Consider the following 15,890-nt stretch of genomic DNA (forward strand, 5'->3'; position numbering starts at 1 on the left):
CGTTCTAGCCCTTACGGGCGAGAGCGGCTAGATTCCAGAAGCCGACCATGTGCCGTACCGACTTCGCGCGATCTAGGAGAACCACTGGTGACAGACGGCTTCCCGGCTCCCGTCGCGGTGGCCAGCGCACCCCTGGCAGCCACCATCACGCGTGTCGCCGAACTCGCGGGCAAGATGGGCCGCGACCTGAACCAGGTCTTCGACCTGCGGCGGCTCTCCGAGGCCTCCGGCGTGCCCGCGGACGTGGTCAGGACCCTGCTCGACGGCAGGCCGGCCGGCGAACCCGATCTGCAGACCCGGTTCCTCCAGCGGCTCGACCTGCTCCGGCGCACCCGCGTCAAACCGAACGGCCGCCGCTACACGCAGCAGGAGATCGCGGACGGCGCCGGCATGTCGCGCCAGCAGGCCGGGGCCCTGATCAACGGCGACCGCCGCCCCACCATGGAGCACTGCGACGCGATCCAGCGCTTCTTCGGGGTCCACGCCGGCTTCCTGACGGCGCACGACTCCGACGCCCTCACCGACGCGCTCCAGCGGACCGAGCAACAGCTGCTCCAGGACTTCGCGGGACGCGCGCGGGAAACCGTACCGGCCTCGGCCGCATCAGCGGGCGATCCGCTGGCAAGACTCCTCCAGAACCACGGTGTACGCGGCATCGCATGGCGCGCCGCCCAACTGCCCAGCGACAAGCACCGGGACAAGGTGACCGAATGGCTGGACATGCTCCTCGAAAGCGTAAAACCGAACGAATCCTGACCCAGTCGAAAGTCTGGGTCTGATCCTTGAGTCCTGATCCGGATCCGCGCCGACGGGGAGAACGGTGAGCATAGGCAGAGAGCAGCGGCGGTTGTGCGGGGAGCTGGTGGCCGGCATCCGGCTGACCGCGCCCGTGGAACCCGTGGACCTCTACGCTGCCCTCTGCGAGGGCATGAGCAGACACCGCGGCCGCCGGGTGGACTTCCGGATGGCGTCGTTCCCCCCGCGGACGGCCAGCGGCCTGTGGCTCGACATGGCGGACCGCGATCTCGTGGTCATCGAGGAACGCACGGCACCCGACCACCAACTGGTGATCCTCGGGCACGAGTTGTGGCACATGAAGGCCGGCCACTGCAGCCACCACGTCGACGGCGCCGCCGTCGCCGCGCGGCTGCTGTCCGACGAAGCCGACATCGGCGAGACGGTCCGCCGGGTCGCCGCGCGCACGCGCGCCGACGTGCAGGAGGAGACCGAGGCCGAGACCTTCGGCTTACTGCTGGGCAGCCGGTGCCGGAACTGGCTGGCCGGATCGGCGAGCCACCGGCCTCCGGTCCAGCGCGACCAACTGGCGGGCCGGATCGAGGCCTCGCTGGGCTACCGGGGGCACAGGAAAGACCGTTGAACGGCGAGGATTACTACATACCGGCGGCCGCGATGGCGATCTCGCTCGCCTTCAAACTGCCGGCCCTGCGGCACAACTGGCGCGACCCGCTCCTGCGGTCGGTCGTCGCCCTGCTGACCCTGGCGGGAGCGGTCTTCTTCTTCGCCGCCCCGCCCACCATCGCGGCGGTCAACCGCTGGACCGGGATCGTCAACGTCTCGGCCCCCCTGGTGTACTGCCTGATCACCGGCTTCAGCGCCTCCTGCCTGGTCCTGATGGTCAACTGGCGGGGCGGACCGCCCGAACAGACCCGACGCGTCTCGCGTCGCTGGATCCTGGGCTACAGCGCCGTGATCGTGGTCCTGATCGTGCTGTTCGCCCTCGGTGAGACGCCGGTGGAGCGCCTGCGCGACTTCGACACCTTCTACGCCAACACGCCCTACATCGGCCAGATGATCGCTCTGTACCTGCTGGCGCACCACGTCGCCGCGGTGGTGATGGTGGTCCTGTGCTGGCGCTGGTCGCTGCAGGTGCGCGGCTGGCTGCGGGTCGGCCTGGTGATCATCGTCGCCGGCTACGTCTTCAACCTCACCTACGACGCCACCAAGATCTCGGCGGTCGTGGCTCGCTGGCTCGGCCACAACCTCGACGACCTGAGCACGTACGTCGCTCCCCCGCTCGCCGCCCTGGGTGCGCTGATCAGTGCGATGGGCTTCGTGGTCCCGCTGGTCTGCCAGCGTCTGTCGGACCACTGGCAGACCTGGGCGACGTACCGCCGGCTCGGCGCGCTCTGGCAGGAGGTGCAGATCTCGGCGCCCAGCGGCACGCCCTCCGTCCAGATGGCCTGGTGGTCCGCGGCGGAGCTGCGGGTGATCCAGCGGGAGTCGGACATCCACGACGGCTTCCTGCATCTGGGCCCGTACTTCGACAAGGACCTGCGCGACGGCGCCTACGAGAGCGCCGTCGCCGAGGGGGCCGACGAGGAGATCGCCCGCGCGGTCGCCGACGCCGCCATGGTCGCGGCCGCCGTGCAGGCCCGCTCCGCGGACCCCGAGGGCAAGATCATCGGGGAGGACGAGGAGACCCTGCTCGACACCGCCGACGGTCCGCGCGATCTCCTGCGCATCTCCGACGCCCTGCGGCACTCGCCGCTGGTGCAGGCGGTCCGCCGGCAGGTGGCCGTGTAGTGAAGGCCGTCCGGCCGACGACCCCGGCGGTGTCGGTGGGCCGCTCTGCAGGCGGTGTCCGTCGGCGCCAAGGGCGCGCGTCGGCGGGCGGCGGGGCTCAGCGGGCGGCGGCCACCGCCGTCGCCGGGAACAGGTCCTGGAACGGGCCGGCCGAGTCGATCCCGTCCCTCCCGTAAGGCGCGTCGAAGCTCCACACCATGAAGAGCAGGAACACGATCAGCGCGCTGAACAGTCCGGCGAGCAGCAGCTCCCGCCCGGAGCGGCGGATCTGCAAGGTGAAGATCAGCCCGACGGTGACCACCCCGCCGACCAGCAGCCCGAACCACACCACGCCCGGCAGCGTGGACTCGGAGCTCTGGGTCCGCGAGTGGCGGGCGTCGTCGGCGGCGGCGATGTGGTCCAGCAGCGGCTGGTAAGCCTGCGCCTGGAGCTCGGTGGCCGGGCTCTGGTGGGTGACGTCGCTGCGCAGTTTGCCCAGCAGCTGGGCGCCCTTGGCCGACGCGCTCTCGCCGGAGGTCATCAGCGGCCAGTCCACGGCGACGGTGTGGGAGACGTACGCGTCCACCTCGCCGCGGATCCGGTCGCGGACCGCCGCCGGATAGACGTCGGCGCGCTGGGTGACCTCGTACAGCGCCTGGGCCTCGCGGCGCACGCTGTCCTCGGCGGCGCCGCGCGCCTCCCAGACGCCGGCGATGGCCAGACCCAGCACGATCGCGTAGACCACGCCCACCATCATCGTCATGTACTCGATGACATCGGGGGTTTCGCTGGTGTCCTCGTCGTCCGCGGCCCGGCGGTGCCGGATCGCGGTGATGGCGAGGACGAGGGCGCAGACGAGCACCATGGCGATGGCCAGGACCAGCCATTCGGACACGTGGGTTCTCCCGGTGTGGATCGGTGGATGGACTGCGGACGGACAGCGGACGGGATGCGGGCGGACTGCGGCCGGGCCACCGACGGGCTACGGACGACCTGCGAGCGGTCGGCCGGTACGCGGCGGTCAGCTGCGGCTCTTGGAACGCGGGCGCAGAGCCGCGGCGGCGAGAACGGCCGGGGTGGTGACGACGACCATGAGCATCACGGTGGACATGCCCCCCGGGCCGCGCCGCTCCAGGGCCACCGAGCGGTACGGACGCACATGGAAGGCGCTCGCGCGCGCGGCGGTGGCCCTGGGCCGGGGCGGGGCGGGTGCGGCGGCCGGCGCCGGTCCGCTCTCGTCGCCCGGACCCGGCGAGGGCTGCGGCGGCTCCGGCTCCCCGGGCAGGGGCTGCGCGGAAGGCGCCGCCGCGGCACTCGGCGGCTCCGGCTGCCCGGGCGGCACGGCCACGGCGGGCCGTGCGGGTCGCTCGGCGACGGCGGCCGGCCCGGGGGCCCGCCCCGGATGGCGCACGGTCGGCCGGTCCGTGCCGGGCACGGCCGCGCGGACGGAGGGCCGCCCGGAAGGCCGTACGTCGGGCCCCTTGGGCTGCCCGCCCGGAACGCACACGTCGACACGGGCTCCGCGGCCGTGGCCGTCGCCCGCAACCGCCACGTGGCCGTGCAGCGGGCAGAGCGCCGCCACCAGACCCGCCCCGGCGAAGTACTGCCAAGCGGCCACCGCGCGTCCTCCCGATTCCGCAGCAGATGTAAGGGCTACCGCAGAAGAAACGATCAAGGCCCGGCTTCGACACGCGGCCGTCGGCCCGGATATCCGGCGCGGGGGTGCGGGTCACCCGCTCGGGCTTCGGCCGGCCACGCCGTGTACTTCGATGCGGCATGATGGCGCCATGGGGACCGAGGGGGAGAACGCCCGGCTGATCGCGGGGCGTTACCGGCTGGACGCCAAGCTCGGGCGCGGCGGCATGGGCGTCGTGTGGCGTGCCTGCGACCAGCTGCTCGGCCGGAGCGTCGCCGTCAAGGAAGTGGCGCTCGACCCCGCGCTGTCCGCGGACGACGCCCTGCTCCAGCGTGAGCGCACGCTCCGCGAGGCCCGCGCGGCCGCGCAGCTCAAGCACCCGCACATCATCGTGGTGCACGACATCGTCGAGGATCGCGAACTCCCGTACATCGTCATGGAGCTGGTCGAAGGCGGATCGCTCGCCGACCGGCTCGCCCGCACCGGGCCGGTCGACCCCGCGGAGGCGGCCCGCATCGGGATCGCCCTGCTCGGCGCGCTGCGTACGGCGCACACGGCCGGCGTGCTGCACCGGGACATCAAGCCGGCGAACGTCCTCCTGGAGGCTCCGGGCGGCCGGCCCGTCCTCACGGACTTCGGGATCGCGCAGGTGGCCGGCGCGACGACGCTGACCTCGACGGGTGCCTTCGTCGGGTCCCCCGAGTACACCGCGCCCGAACGGATGTCGGCGCAGACGCCGGTCGGTCCCGAGTCCGACCTGTGGTCGCTGGGCGCGCTGCTGTGCGCGGCCGTCAGCGGCACGACGCCCTTCCGGCGGGATTCGCTGGGAGGCATCCTGCACGCGGTGGTCTTCGACGAGATCCGGCCGCCCGCGGCGTGCGGCCCGCTGCTGCCCGTCGTGCGGGGACTGCTGGAGCGCGATCCCGCCGAGCGGCTCGGCGCGGAGGAGGCGGAGCAGATGCTGCGGGCGTTCGCGGACACGGCGCCGCAGTACCCGCCGACGCGGTACGCGCCGACGCAGCGCAGCGCGACCCGGCCGTCCGAGTCCGGGCCGGCGCCCGCATCCGTCCGCACACCCACGTCGGCGCCCGTATCCGGCCCGGCACCTGCCCCCGTGCCGACGCCCGCGCCGACGCCCGTGCCCCCTACGGACCGGGCACCCGGGAAGCGGCGGCCGGGAGTCTCGCTGATCGCCGGCCTGCTGGTGGCCGCAATCGCCGGGGCGGGCGTGTCCGCCGCCGCGCTGCTGATGAACGACGACGAACGCCGGGGGCAGGCGTCGTCCACCAGCGGAGCGGCCGGCGCCCGGACCACGCCGACGGGCGTGAACGGCGCCGCGCCCACCCCGGCCCCCTCGTCCACTCCTCCCACGCCCGGCCCCGGCATCCCGCGCGAGCAGCTCCAGCCGACGGTGAGCCCGTCGGCGCCGCAGATGGTCCCCCCCTCGTCGGACGGCAAGGCCGTCCCCGCCGGATACCAGGTCGTCGAGGACCCGGCGGGCTTCTCGCTCGCCGTCCCCCTCGGCTTCACGCGCAGGCTCGACGGTCCGCGGATCTTCTACATGTCGCCCGGTGAGACCTTCCGCATCGGCATCAAGGTGGCGGACGCGGAGTCGGGCGGTCCGCTCGCCGTGCACCAGCGGGCCCATGCCAAGGGGCCGGCGAACAACCCGGGGTACCGGGACGCCGAGGTCGTGGCCGCCACCCACAACGGTCACGACGCCGCCCTCTGGCTGTTCACCTGGAAGGGCTTCTCGGAGGCCGAGGGCCCCCGGCACACCCGCGACCTGTGCTGGGAGGAGGGCGGCCGGCTGTACGACGTGTGGGTGTCCGCACCGGTGGGGCGGACCGGCGAGGCCCGCGGTTACTTCGACACCGCGGTCCGGACCTTCACCCGCACCGGCGGCTGAAACGCCGCCGCCCACGGGCGGCGCTTCACCCTGTGCTCGTCCAGGCACGCCACGAGCGCTCCCGCGTCGGCGGTACGCCGGGTCGAACACCTGATGTCCCGTCAGCCGCTCGACACCCTCTGGACTGGGGACACATGTCCGACTCCGTCCCCCTCCTCGAACCGGCCTGCGAGCAGCCCGTCGCCGTCCGGGCGGCGATGCGACGGCCGCTGCGGTTCCTGGGCTCGTGGTGGCCCTGGCGGTGCTGGGCTTACCTGGGCAGCGGCTTCCTCGTCGGATATCCGGTACTGGTGGTCCTCGGGCTGCTCGTCGGCCTGGGGGTGGTGCTGGCGGTGGCCGGGATCGGGCTGCTGCTCCTGCTGTGCGCCGTCGTCGCCGGGGTGCCGCTGGGAAGGCTGGAGCGGTGGCGGCTGCGCTGTGTGGAGCCCGTACGCGTGGCGGATCCGCACACCTCGCTCGCCGGGGCCGGCCCCGCGGCCTGGTTGCGGACGCGCCTGCGCGAGCGGGCCACGTAGCGGGAGTTCGGCTACGCCGCCCTGCTCGGGCCGGCCTTCGGGGCGGCCGGGTTCGCCGTCGTCACGCTGCTGGCGTTCTCCCTGATCCTCGTCGCGACCCCCGTCATCGTCTGGGCCATCGCCCCGGACCACGTGATGCTGATCCCCGGCCGGCCCGTCTCCGGGCCTCTGGAGGCCCTGGCCGGCACGGCGGCCGGACTGGCCGGGATGGTCGCGGCGGCCTACGCGGGCGCCCTGCTCGCGGGGGCCCAGGTGCGGACCGCCCGCCTGCTCATCGGGCCGCGCCGGGAGACCGACCGGGTCCTGGAGCTCACCCGCTCGCGGGTCCGCCTCGTCGACGCCTTCGAGGCCGAACGACGGCGCATCGAGCGGGACCTGCACGACGGAGCCCAGCAGCAGCTGGTCGCCCTCAGCATGACCCTGGGCCTCGCCGAGCTGGAGCTGCGGGGGATTGCGCAGGCCGCCGCAGCGGCCGGGCTGGTGGCCCGGGGCCGCAGCGAGGCCAAGGTGGCCCTGGAGCAACTGCGCGACCTCGTACGGGGAATCCATCCGCAGGTTCTCACCGACCACGGGCTCGCAGCGGCCGTCGCCGAGGTGGCCCTGCGCCATCCCGTACCGGTGACCGTGGACCTCGACGTGCCCCGGCTGGCCGAATCCGTGGAGATCACCGCGTACTTCACCGTCACCGAGGCACTGGCCAACGCTGCCAAGCACAGTGACGCCTCGCGCGTCGCCGTCGTCGGTAGGGTCGAGGGCGACCGGCTCACCCTCTCCGTCACCGACGACGGCCGCGGCGGCGCCGATCCCGGCGCGGGGGCGGGCCTGGCGGGACTCGCGGACAGGGTGGCGATGTTGAAGGGCAGGCTGGTGGTGTCCAGTCCGGTGGGCGGACCGACCGAACTGCGGGTGGAGGTGCCGTGCTCCGGCTGATCCTCGCCGAGGACTCCGTGTTGCTGCGCGCGGGGCTGACGGAACTCCTCACCCGCGGTGGCCACCGGGTTTTGGCCGCCGTCGGCACCGCCGGGGAACTCCTGCGGGCGGTGGAGGCGGAGCGGCCGGACGCTGTGGTGACCGATGTACGGATGCCGCCCGGCTTCCGCGACGAGGGTCTGCGGGCGGCGCTCGAACTCCGCTCGCGTGACGGGTCGTTGCCCGTGCTCGTGCTCTCCCAGTACATCGCCACGGCCTACGCCACGCAGCTGCTCACCGGCGCCTCGGCGGCCGGGCTGGGCTATCTCCTCAAGGACCGCGTCGGCGAGGTCGCCGAGTTCCTCGACGCCCTGCAGCGGGTCGCCGACGGCGAGACCGTCATCGACCCCGAGGTCGTCAGGGTCCTGCTCAGCCGGCAGTCGCAGGACCGGCCGCTGGCCCGGCTGACCCCGCGCGAGCGGGAGGTGCTGACCCTGATGGCCTCTGGCCTCAACAACCAGGCTCTGGCCGGGCGGTTGTTCATCACCGAGGCCGCCGTCGTCAAGCACGCGTCCAGCATCTTCATGAAGCTCGACCTGGACGCCACCGAGGGCAACCGCCGGGTCCTGGCCGTCCTCGCCCATCTGCGGGGCCTGGACACGGCCTGAAGCTGTGACCCTGTGGATGCAAACCGGGTTAGCGCGTGCGGAGGCGTGGCGGCCGTCGGGCGGACCCGTGTACGGCGGGGTACGCCGTCCAGCTACCCTGCACTGCGTGATCGACTCAGATACGAGGCTTGACGACGCCGACGTCGCGATAGCCGCGGTGCGTGCCAGCGCAGAGGCCGTACGGGCCAGGTACGGGCAGCGGCTCACCCGCATCGACAAGGGCGCCGGGGACTTCGCCACCGACGCCGATGTGGCCGCCGAGGAGGCGATCCTCGGCGTCATCCGTGCCGCGCGCCCCGAGGACGCGGTGCACGGTGAGGAGGGCGGGCGGCGGGGTGCGGCCGACGCGGTGCGCCAGTGGTGGGTGGACCCCCTGTGCGGCACGCTCAACTATGCGGTCGGCAGCATGCTGGTCGCCGTGAACGTGGCACTGCGCAACGGTCCGGTCGCGGTGGCCGATCCGTTCAGCGACGAGGTCTTCTTCACCGACGGCGGGACCGCGTGGGTTCGGCGCAACGGGCGCGACACACAGCTGGCGCCGACGGCCGCCACCCGGCTGGTGGACGTGAACCTGGATCCGCCCTTTCCTCATGCGCCCGGATTCCGGGCTGTGGACCTGCTCTCTCACCCCGGGTTCGTCGAACGGTTCCGGCCGCGGGTCGTGTCCACCACGCTGGCGCTGGCGTGGGTGGCCGCCGGCAAGCGCGCTGCCTACGTCACCGATGGCGGTGACCTGACCGAGAGCGTGCACTTCGCCGCAGGCATCGCTCTGTGCCAGGCCTCCGGCTGTGTCGTCACCGGAATCGACGGAGCTCCGATCGGGCCGGCGGGCCGCGGGCTCGTCGCGGCCGCGGACGCCGAGACCCACGGGCTCCTGATGTCACTGATCCGCGGTCGAGGCTGACGCCCGTCTTGCCGATCGGCCCGTGCCCTGCCCCCGGGGGTCCACGTGGAGGGCCGCCCCCGGGGTTTACGTGGAGGGCCGCCCCCGTACCCCTGCGCGACGTACGTCCAGTGGTGCTCGCGGGCTTCGCACGGGGGCCGGACCGTTCGCGCCGCCCAGACGCACCGGGCGTTCTCCGTCCGGGGGACGCGCCACGCCCGGACCTACCGGGCCTGTGCCGGATGGCGGCCGGGGGCGCCCGAGCGGGCCACGATCCTGGAGGCGGCGCGACGGGGCGCCGTCGAGCGGGCCCAGACCGCCAGCAGGACCGGCAGGGCGAGGTAGCCGAAGCGGCCCGCCGGAGCCAGGAGGAAGGCCAGCGTGAGGCCGAGGGCCAGGCGGTCGGCCGCGGCCACCATCGTGCGCGGCGGCCGCACGACCAGGGAGAGGGCCATCGCGAGGCCGCCCACCGCCAGCAAGCCCGTCGTCGGATACCAGCCCCAGGCGCCCAGTTCGGCCAGCAGATGTCCGGGCAGCGGACTGCTCGCCGGGGTCGGCACCTCCGCCCGCCCGGTGGGGAAGGCGAACACCTGGCGCCACAGCTCCGCCGGCTGGAGCAGCACGCCCGGCAGCACCAGCAAGGCCGTACCGCCGGCCGCCGTCACGGCGCAGCGCACCGCCGGCCGCCCGCCCCGGCCCGCCGCGAGCAGCGCCACCGCGACCGCCACCGCGGGCAGCGCCGTCCACTTCAGCGCGCACGCCCCGGCGAGGGCCGCCCCGGCCAGGCCGGCCCGCCCGGTGACGGCGGCGGCCAGAGCCAGGCAGCAGAGCCCGGCCAGCGGCAGGTCGACCCCGCTCACCGCCAGGGGCAGGGCCACCACCGGCGAAGCCACCAGGGCGGGCAGCAGCCGACCCGGCCCCGCCTTCCCGCCCGGCTGCCGACCCGGCCCCGCGGCCCGGCACAGCAGCCGGCCCGGCCCCGCGTGCGCACCCCGCAGCCGGCCCGGCCCCGCGTCCGCGCCGACCAGCCGATGGGCCACCCACAGGCAGCCGAACAAGGCCGTCGCGCACCAGATCCGGGCATCCCCCAGCAGCCGCACCGCCCAGCCGTCGCCCCCGGCGTCTCCCCCGAGCAGCGCCCGCGGAAGACCGAGCAGCGCCATGGCCGGCAAGTACGGGGTGTACTCCTCGACGCGCTCGGGCCGTTCCACGTAGATGCGCCCGGACTCCAGCAGGAGCCGCCCGGAGCGTTCGATGGCCGTCACCTCCGGCTGCCCCTGCCCGGTCAGGACGAGCCACAGGAGCGGTACGGCGACGGCGCCCAGCAGCGCGGCGGCGAGCGCCGCCCGGCGGCGGCCGACGGCGGTGGCTCCGGCGGCCCCGAGGTATCCGGCGGCCGCGCACCAGCCCCACAGCCGGTGCGGCCCCAGCGTGGAAAGAAGGGGAAAGGACAGCGCCCACGCGGCGGCGAGCAGCCAGCCGGTGGTCCACCAGGCGGTACGGGAAGGGGGCATGGGCCCATTCCAGCCGCGCGGCCCCACCCGGGTCTGCCCACCCAGATGGACGGTTCACGGTGGGGTTTCCCCTACCTCCCACCGCAGGCATGCGAAAGGGGCGCGACCCCGACGGGTCGCGCCCCTCACCCAGTGGTCACTCGGGGGCTCAGGCCTCCGGGGAACCGCCGAAGCGCTCGCGGTAGGACTCCAGGTCCTCCTCGGTGACCCGCGCGAAGAGCACCGGCGGCACGGTGAACGGCGTACCGGCCGGGACCGCGTCCAGAGACCTGGCCTGCTCCGGGGTGACCCACGTGGCCGTGTCGTCGGCGAGGTCGAAAGAGGAGCGCATGGCGCGCGCCGAGGCCGGGATGAACGGCTCGGAGACCACCGAGTAGAGGTGGATGAGGTTCATCGCGGTGCGCAGGGTGAGCGCCGCACCCTCCAGGTCGGTCTTGACCTCCAGCCAGGGGGCCTTCTCGTCCAGGTACGCGTTGCCGGCCGACCACAGGGCGCGCAGGGCGGCCGCCGCCTTGCGGTACTGGAGGGACTCCATGTGGCCCTCGTACTCGGCCAGCAGCTCGGCGATCTGCTCACCCAGCTTGGCCTCGGCCTCGCCGGCGGGGCTGCCGGCGGGGACCTCGTCGCCGAACTTCTTGCGGGAGAAGGTCAGTACGCGGTTGACGAAGTTGCCGAGGGTCCCGCCGAGGTCCTTGTTGACCGTGGCGGCGAAGTGCTCCCAGGTGAAGGACGAGTCGTCGGACTCAGGCGCGTTGGCGATGAGGAAGTAGCGCCAGAAGTCGGCCGGGAGGATCTCCAGTGCCTGGTCGGTGAAGACGCCGCGCTTCTGCGAGGTGGAGAACTTGCCGCCGTAATACGTCAGCCAGTTGAAGGCCTTGACGTAGTCGACCTTCTTCCACGGCTCGCGGGTGGCCAGTTCGGTGGCGGGGAACATCACCGTGTGGAACGGGACGTTGTCCTTGGCCATGAACTGGGTGTAGCGGACGTCCTCGGCCTCGTACCACCACGCCTTGTAGTCGCGGTTCGCCGGGTCGAGGTCCGACCACTCCTTGGTCGAGCCGATGTACTCGATCGGCGCGTCGAACCAGACGTAGAAGACCTTGCCCTCGGCGGACAGCTCGGGCCAGGTGTCGGCCGGGACCGGGACGCCCCAGTCCAGGTCGCGGGTGATCGCGCGGTCGTGCAGGCCCTCGGTCAGCCACTTGCGGGCGATGGAGGAGGCCAGCTGCGGCCACTCCGCCTCGTGCTCGGAGACCCACGCCTCGACCTCGTGCTGGAGCTTGGACTGCAGCAGGAAGAGGTGCTTGGTCTCGCGGACCTCCAGCTCGGTGGAGCCGGAGATGGCCGAGCGGGGCTCGATCAGGTCCGTGGGGTCCAGGACGCGGGTGCAGTTCTCGCACTGGTCGCCGCGGGCCTTGTCATAGCCGCAGTGCGGGCAGGTGCCCTCGACGTAGCGGTCCGGCAGGAAGCGGCCGTCGACCGGCGAGTAGACCTGCCGGATCGCGCGCTCCTCGATGAAGCCGTTCTCCTGGAGCCTGCGCGCGAAGTGCTGGGTGATCTCGCGGTTCTGCGCGGAGGAGCTGCGGCCGAAGTAGTCGAAGGACAGCTCGAAGCCGTCGTAGACCGCCTTCTGGGCGTCGTGTGCCTGCGCGCAGAACTCGGCGACCGAGAGGCCGGCCTCCTTGGCGGCGAGCTCGGCCGGGGTGCCGTGCTCGTCGGTGGCGCAGATGTAGAGGACGTCGTGGCCGCGCTGGCGGAGGTACCGGGAGTACACATCCGCCGGAAGCATCGACCCGACCATGTTGCCCAGGTGCTTGATCCCGTTGATGTACGGAAGCGCGCTGGTGATCAGGTGTCGAGCCATCCTCGGATGCTCCATTTCCTCTGTGCGGTTACACGTGACGTGACGGATTGTGAGTGCGGTTCATCGTATCGAACCGGCGAAAGGCCACGCGCCGCATTTGTTCCGGGGGACGTAACGCAAAAGCGAGGGCAGTGACCTCTCCGTCACGGCCCTCGCGATCGGGCCCATGGTACAGCCGGACGACGGCGAATTTGACCGGCGGGGCGGGCGGCACCGGCAGCAGGCATATGCATATGTGCTGGCTGGAGCCTCGCGCGATCGACATCGATCACGGGGCGATCATCCCCGACGTATTGCTTCCAGGTTTCTTCTCCACGCCCTCCGAGTGCGCCCGCGCTGCTTTCCTGTCAGCGCACAGGGGATGAGGTGGAGCGGTGAGCGATGGCGGACTGGAGGAGTCCGGTGGGGCCGTGGGACTGCCGAGCCGGCGCCGACGGCCGACTCCCATGAGCCAGTGGGACCCGACGGCGCGCCTGTCGTACTGGGCCTTCCACGCGAATCGGCGGCCCGCGTACATGCGCTTCGCGTATCTGCAGCTGGGCTCCGACGCGGCGGCGGAGGAAGCGGTGGACGCCGCCTTCGACTCGATCATGGGCGAGTGGCTCCGGATGCTCCACATGGACCGCCTGGACGCCTACGCCTGGACCGTGCTCAAGCAGTGCCTGGTCGACCGGCAGGCCCGGCGCCACCCCTGGCGGCAGCCGCCCGAGCCGATGGACATCAGCGCCTTCGAGGCCGCCCTCGAGGAGGCCCACGCCGACCGGTACGAGGTACTGACGGACACCATCCGCTTCTACTCCGCCGTCTCCCGGCTCGCCGAGCGGCAGCGTGACGCCGTCCTCCTGCGATACGGGCTCCAGTGCACCCCCGGTGAGGCGGCCGCCGTGATGGGCGTCGACGAGGCCACGGTCCGCTCCTACCTCGGCCAGGCCCACCGGCGGCTCGCCCGCCTGCTCGACACGTCCGCCGCCTCAGCCGAACCAGCCGGCTCATGAGCCGGCACGAACGGCAGGGGCGGCAGGACCGAGACGGTACCCCGCGCTCCCTGGCCGACTTCCTCGCCCGGGCGGGTGTCCGCGACCGATACCGCTACTACGACCTCGGGGCGGCCGAGGCCCGCCTGCTGCGCGCCACGCCGCACGCGCGGGTCCCCGGCCACCGCGCCCGGCGCCGGTCGGCGTTCGGCTGGAGCGACCCCGCCCGGGACTGCCCGCTCGACGCCGAGCGGGCCCGGCGCGACCTCAAGGCCGTCTGCCTGGCCTCCGTGTGCGGGCCGAAGGCCGGGACGCACCTCGACGCCTTCCTGGCGTGCGGGCACACGGACCTGGCCGGAGCCGTGGTCTTCGGCTGCCTGCTGCACCTCGCGGGGCTGCGCGAAGGCGCCCGCTTCTGGTGGCAGTTCGCCGCCGGTTCCGGAAGCCAGCGGACCGCCGCCGCCGCGTACTGCCTGTTCCTCGACCATTCCCGGCGCGGTGAGCACCACGACGCCCGGCACTGGGCTCGCGATCTGGGCCGGCGCGGCTTCCGGCCGAGCGGCCGACGGGATCTGCGCGAGGTCCGGCTGTGCGCGCAGGCGGCCGTCCTGCGCTACGTCGACCAGCTGGAGGATCCCGATCTGGGCCCGGTGCCGCTGCCCCGGCCCGGCCTGTCCGGAGTGCTGGCCGTGTTCCTGCCGCCCCCCGTCACGGTTTCGGTGGCGGCGCTCCCGGCGCCGGCGGCCGCGCCCCGGCCGGCCGCGGGACCGCTGCGCCACCCCGCGCTGACGGCGGCGGCCCGCGGGACCGTCGTGCAGGACGGGACGAGCGATGCCCTGGCGGAGGCGCGCCGCGCGCTGGCCGTCGTACGGGTCTTGGAGCAGCACCCGTTGGGGGTCCGGACGGCCCAGATCGCACGGGAGTCCGGCCTCGGCGAGGGGCGGCTGCGCCCCCTCCTGTCGATGCTGTGCGAGGAGGAGTACGCGTACCGCCCGGCCGTGGGGGTGTACGGGCGCGGTCCCGCCCTGGACCGGCTCGCCGCCCCCGGCGGCCACGGCCTGGCGGGACAGCTCCAGCGCACCCTGGCCCTGGCCCGGGACAGCGCGGGGGCCGCGGTGTACCTCAGCCGATACGCCGAGGGCGAGGTGCGGATCACGCAGATGGCGGACGGGCCCGCGACCCCGCCGGTGCGGGAGTGGGTCGACTTCCGGGCCGCCGCCCACGCCAGCGCGGTCGGCAAGTGCCTGCTGACCCAGCTCGACCACGACCTCCGCGCCGACCACGTGGCCCGGCACCGGCCCGCCCGGCTCACTCCGCAGACCATCACCGACAGCCGGGCCCTGTTCACCGCGCTGGACGCGGTGGCCCCGGGCGCGCCCGTCTTCGACCTGCTCGAGTACTCCCCCGGCGTCGTCTGCGCGGCGGTGCCGATCGCCACCGGCGAGGCCGCCGGGAGCCTCGCGCTCTCCCTGCCCGCGACCCATGCGCACCGCCTGCGCGCGGCCACCGAGGCCCTGCGCCGCAAGGCCGTGCCGGTCCTCCTGGCCCTGCTCCTGACCGGCGCCATCCCCCCGGACGCCGCAGCCGCGACGGACGCTCCCGCCGAGGCCCCGAACCCGCAGCCCCGGCCCGAACCCCCGGCGCGGCCCTTTCCCGTGGAGGCCCCGGTCACCCCGGAGACCCTGCGCCACCTCCGGCGCCTCTTCCGCACCCCGCTCACCGGAGCCATGGCCACGGCGGGCGGCCCGCACCTGGTCAGCGACTCCACGGCGGCCGCGGCCTACCTCTTCGAAGCCGCCCCGGACACCGGCCGGCCCCGGTTGTCCCTCCCCCACACCTTCACGTCGGTGACCCCGGGCAGCCTGACCACCCCGACGGGGCTGGTGGTCCTGGGCACGTAAGGGCGCGGCGGGTAAGGCGAGGAGGAGAACAGAGGAACCGCACACGGGGGGGTGGGGTTCTCGCGGTGTCCGACGGGGGCGTGAACCCTCCCCTCGGGGCGCCCGCTGCCCACGTCGCTGACGTGCACCCTCATGGCGACCGCCGGGAAGGAGGCACCCCTGCTACCGGCTCGGACGCCCCACCGGCCCGGGTCGATGCGCAGCCCGGTCCCTAAACGCAAAAGAACCCCACCGGAAGTGGGGTTCTTGCTTGTGTCCGAGGGGGGACTTGAACCCCCACGCCCGATAAAGGGCACTAGCACCTCAAGCTAGCGCGTCTGCCATTCCGCCACCCGGACCAGGTGGTCAGCCCCGGTTTCCCGCGGCGACATGGACAACAATAGCAAAGGATCGGCGGGGTTCCGACCACATTTCCGAGCGGCGGGCGTCCGCCACGCCGGGCTGACCTGCACGCATGCCCCGAGGCTGCAGCGAGACGGGGCGTCTCGCGATAGTGCGGGCGGTCGGGCGGCCCCGTACGACGGGGCGTCGCGCGCCCCCGCGGTCCTTCCGGATCCTGATACGGGCTGGACAGGGGGAGCGCCGGGCGGTCGG

General features: G+C 73.5%; 11 protein-coding genes, 1 tRNA gene and 2 pseudogenes. 9 read left to right on the top strand and 5 right to left on the bottom strand.

All coding sequences use genetic code 11. The features are described 5' to 3' along the window. Nucleotides 1-87 precede the first annotated feature (87 nt). From ACWGIF_RS03835 to ACWGIF_RS03845, 3 genes are all read left to right on the top strand, one after another. Nucleotides 88-756, top strand: coding sequence for a helix-turn-helix domain-containing protein (locus ACWGIF_RS03835; protein ID WP_453490573.1), 669 nt, complete (start codon nucleotides 88-90; stop codon nucleotides 754-756). Between the two features lie 64 nt (nucleotides 757-820). After that, nucleotides 821-1,378 carry a toxin-antitoxin system, toxin component gene (locus tag ACWGIF_RS03840; RefSeq protein WP_453490576.1) on the top strand — a complete coding sequence of 186 codons (558 nt, stop codon included), beginning with the start codon at nucleotides 821-823 and terminating at the stop codon, nucleotides 1,376-1,378. Further along, entirely contained in the window at nucleotides 1,375-2,544 is a 1,170-nt protein-coding gene (locus ACWGIF_RS03845) for an MAB_1171c family putative transporter (protein ID WP_453490579.1), read from the top strand. Before ACWGIF_RS03840 ends, ACWGIF_RS03845 begins: the two co-directional genes overlap by 4 nt. Nucleotides 2,545-2,641: 97 nt before the next feature. Here the strand turns inward: ACWGIF_RS03845 and ACWGIF_RS03850 are convergent, their stop codons facing one another. Together ACWGIF_RS03850 and ACWGIF_RS03855 are read right to left on the bottom strand one after the other, a co-directional pair. Continuing rightward, nucleotides 2,642-3,418 (bottom strand): bestrophin-like domain, encoded by a 777-nt coding sequence (locus ACWGIF_RS03850; RefSeq protein ID WP_453490582.1) that lies wholly within the window; start codon nucleotides 3,416-3,418, stop codon nucleotides 2,642-2,644. A 126-nt stretch (nucleotides 3,419-3,544) separates the two neighbouring features. Next, entirely contained in the window at nucleotides 3,545-4,141 is a 597-nt protein-coding gene (locus tag ACWGIF_RS03855; protein ID WP_453490585.1) for a hypothetical protein, read from the bottom strand. A 169-nt stretch (nucleotides 4,142-4,310) separates the two neighbouring features. Here ACWGIF_RS03855 and ACWGIF_RS03860 point away from each other — a divergent pair, with 169 nt between their 5' ends. From ACWGIF_RS03860 to ACWGIF_RS03875, 4 genes and pseudogenes are all read left to right on the top strand, one after another. Further along, nucleotides 4,311-6,068, top strand: a complete 1,758-nt coding sequence (locus ACWGIF_RS03860) for a serine/threonine-protein kinase (RefSeq protein WP_453490588.1) — start codon at nucleotides 4,311-4,313, stop codon at nucleotides 6,066-6,068. Nucleotides 6,069-6,265: 197 nt separating this feature from the next. After that, nucleotides 6,266-7,513: pseudogene (locus ACWGIF_RS03865) on the top strand (sensor histidine kinase). After that, nucleotides 7,501-8,160, top strand: coding sequence for a response regulator (locus tag ACWGIF_RS03870; RefSeq protein WP_453490591.1), 660 nt, complete (start codon nucleotides 7,501-7,503; stop codon nucleotides 8,158-8,160). Before ACWGIF_RS03865 ends, ACWGIF_RS03870 begins: the two are co-directional and overlap by 13 nt. Before the next feature lie 106 nt (nucleotides 8,161-8,266). Further along, nucleotides 8,267-9,064, top strand: a complete 798-nt coding sequence (locus ACWGIF_RS03875) for an inositol monophosphatase family protein (protein WP_453490594.1) — start codon at nucleotides 8,267-8,269, stop codon at nucleotides 9,062-9,064. 203 nt (nucleotides 9,065-9,267) lie between these two features. Here ACWGIF_RS03875 and ACWGIF_RS03880 read toward each other — a convergent pair whose 3' ends face one another. Continuing rightward, entirely contained in the window at nucleotides 9,268-10,557 is a 1,290-nt protein-coding gene (locus ACWGIF_RS03880; protein ID WP_453490596.1) for a hypothetical protein, read from the bottom strand. A gap of 148 nt (nucleotides 10,558-10,705) precedes the next feature. Further along, nucleotides 10,706-12,421, bottom strand: a complete 1,716-nt coding sequence (gene metG / locus ACWGIF_RS03885) for a methionine--tRNA ligase (protein WP_453490599.1) — start codon at nucleotides 12,419-12,421, stop codon at nucleotides 10,706-10,708. Nucleotides 12,422-12,795: 374 nt separating this feature from the next. Here metG and ACWGIF_RS03890 point away from each other — a divergent pair, with 374 nt between their 5' ends. Together ACWGIF_RS03890 and ACWGIF_RS03895 are read left to right on the top strand one after the other, a co-directional pair. Then, nucleotides 12,796-13,416 carry a sigma factor-like helix-turn-helix DNA-binding protein gene (locus ACWGIF_RS03890; RefSeq protein WP_453490602.1) on the top strand — a complete coding sequence of 207 codons (621 nt, stop codon included), beginning with the start codon at nucleotides 12,796-12,798 and terminating at the stop codon, nucleotides 13,414-13,416. 791 nt (nucleotides 13,417-14,207) lie between these two features. After that, nucleotides 14,208-14,951 (top strand): annotated as a pseudogene (locus ACWGIF_RS03895) (IclR family transcriptional regulator domain-containing protein); the annotation flags it as partial. Between the two features lie 598 nt (nucleotides 14,952-15,549). On the opposite strand, the gene ACWGIF_RS03900 reads toward ACWGIF_RS03895, so the two are convergent. After that, a tRNA-Leu gene (locus ACWGIF_RS03900) sits at nucleotides 15,550-15,634 on the bottom strand. Nucleotides 15,635-15,890 lie beyond the last annotated feature (256 nt).

The organism is Streptomyces sp. NPDC054849 (genome assembly GCF_053610945.1).

What these genes read in the sequence shown, in the direction of transcription:
- ACWGIF_RS03860 (WP_453490588.1), top strand. Translation starts at nt 4,311, where the DNA reads ATGGGGACCGAGGGGGAGAACGCCCGGCTGATCGCGGGGCGTTACCGG.
- metG (WP_453490599.1), bottom strand. Translation starts at nt 12,421, where the DNA reads ATGGCTCGACACCTGATCACCAGCGCGCTTCCGTACATCAACGGGATC.
- ACWGIF_RS03880 (WP_453490596.1), bottom strand. Translation starts at nt 10,557, where the DNA reads ATGCCCCCTTCCCGTACCGCCTGGTGGACCACCGGCTGGCTGCTCGCC.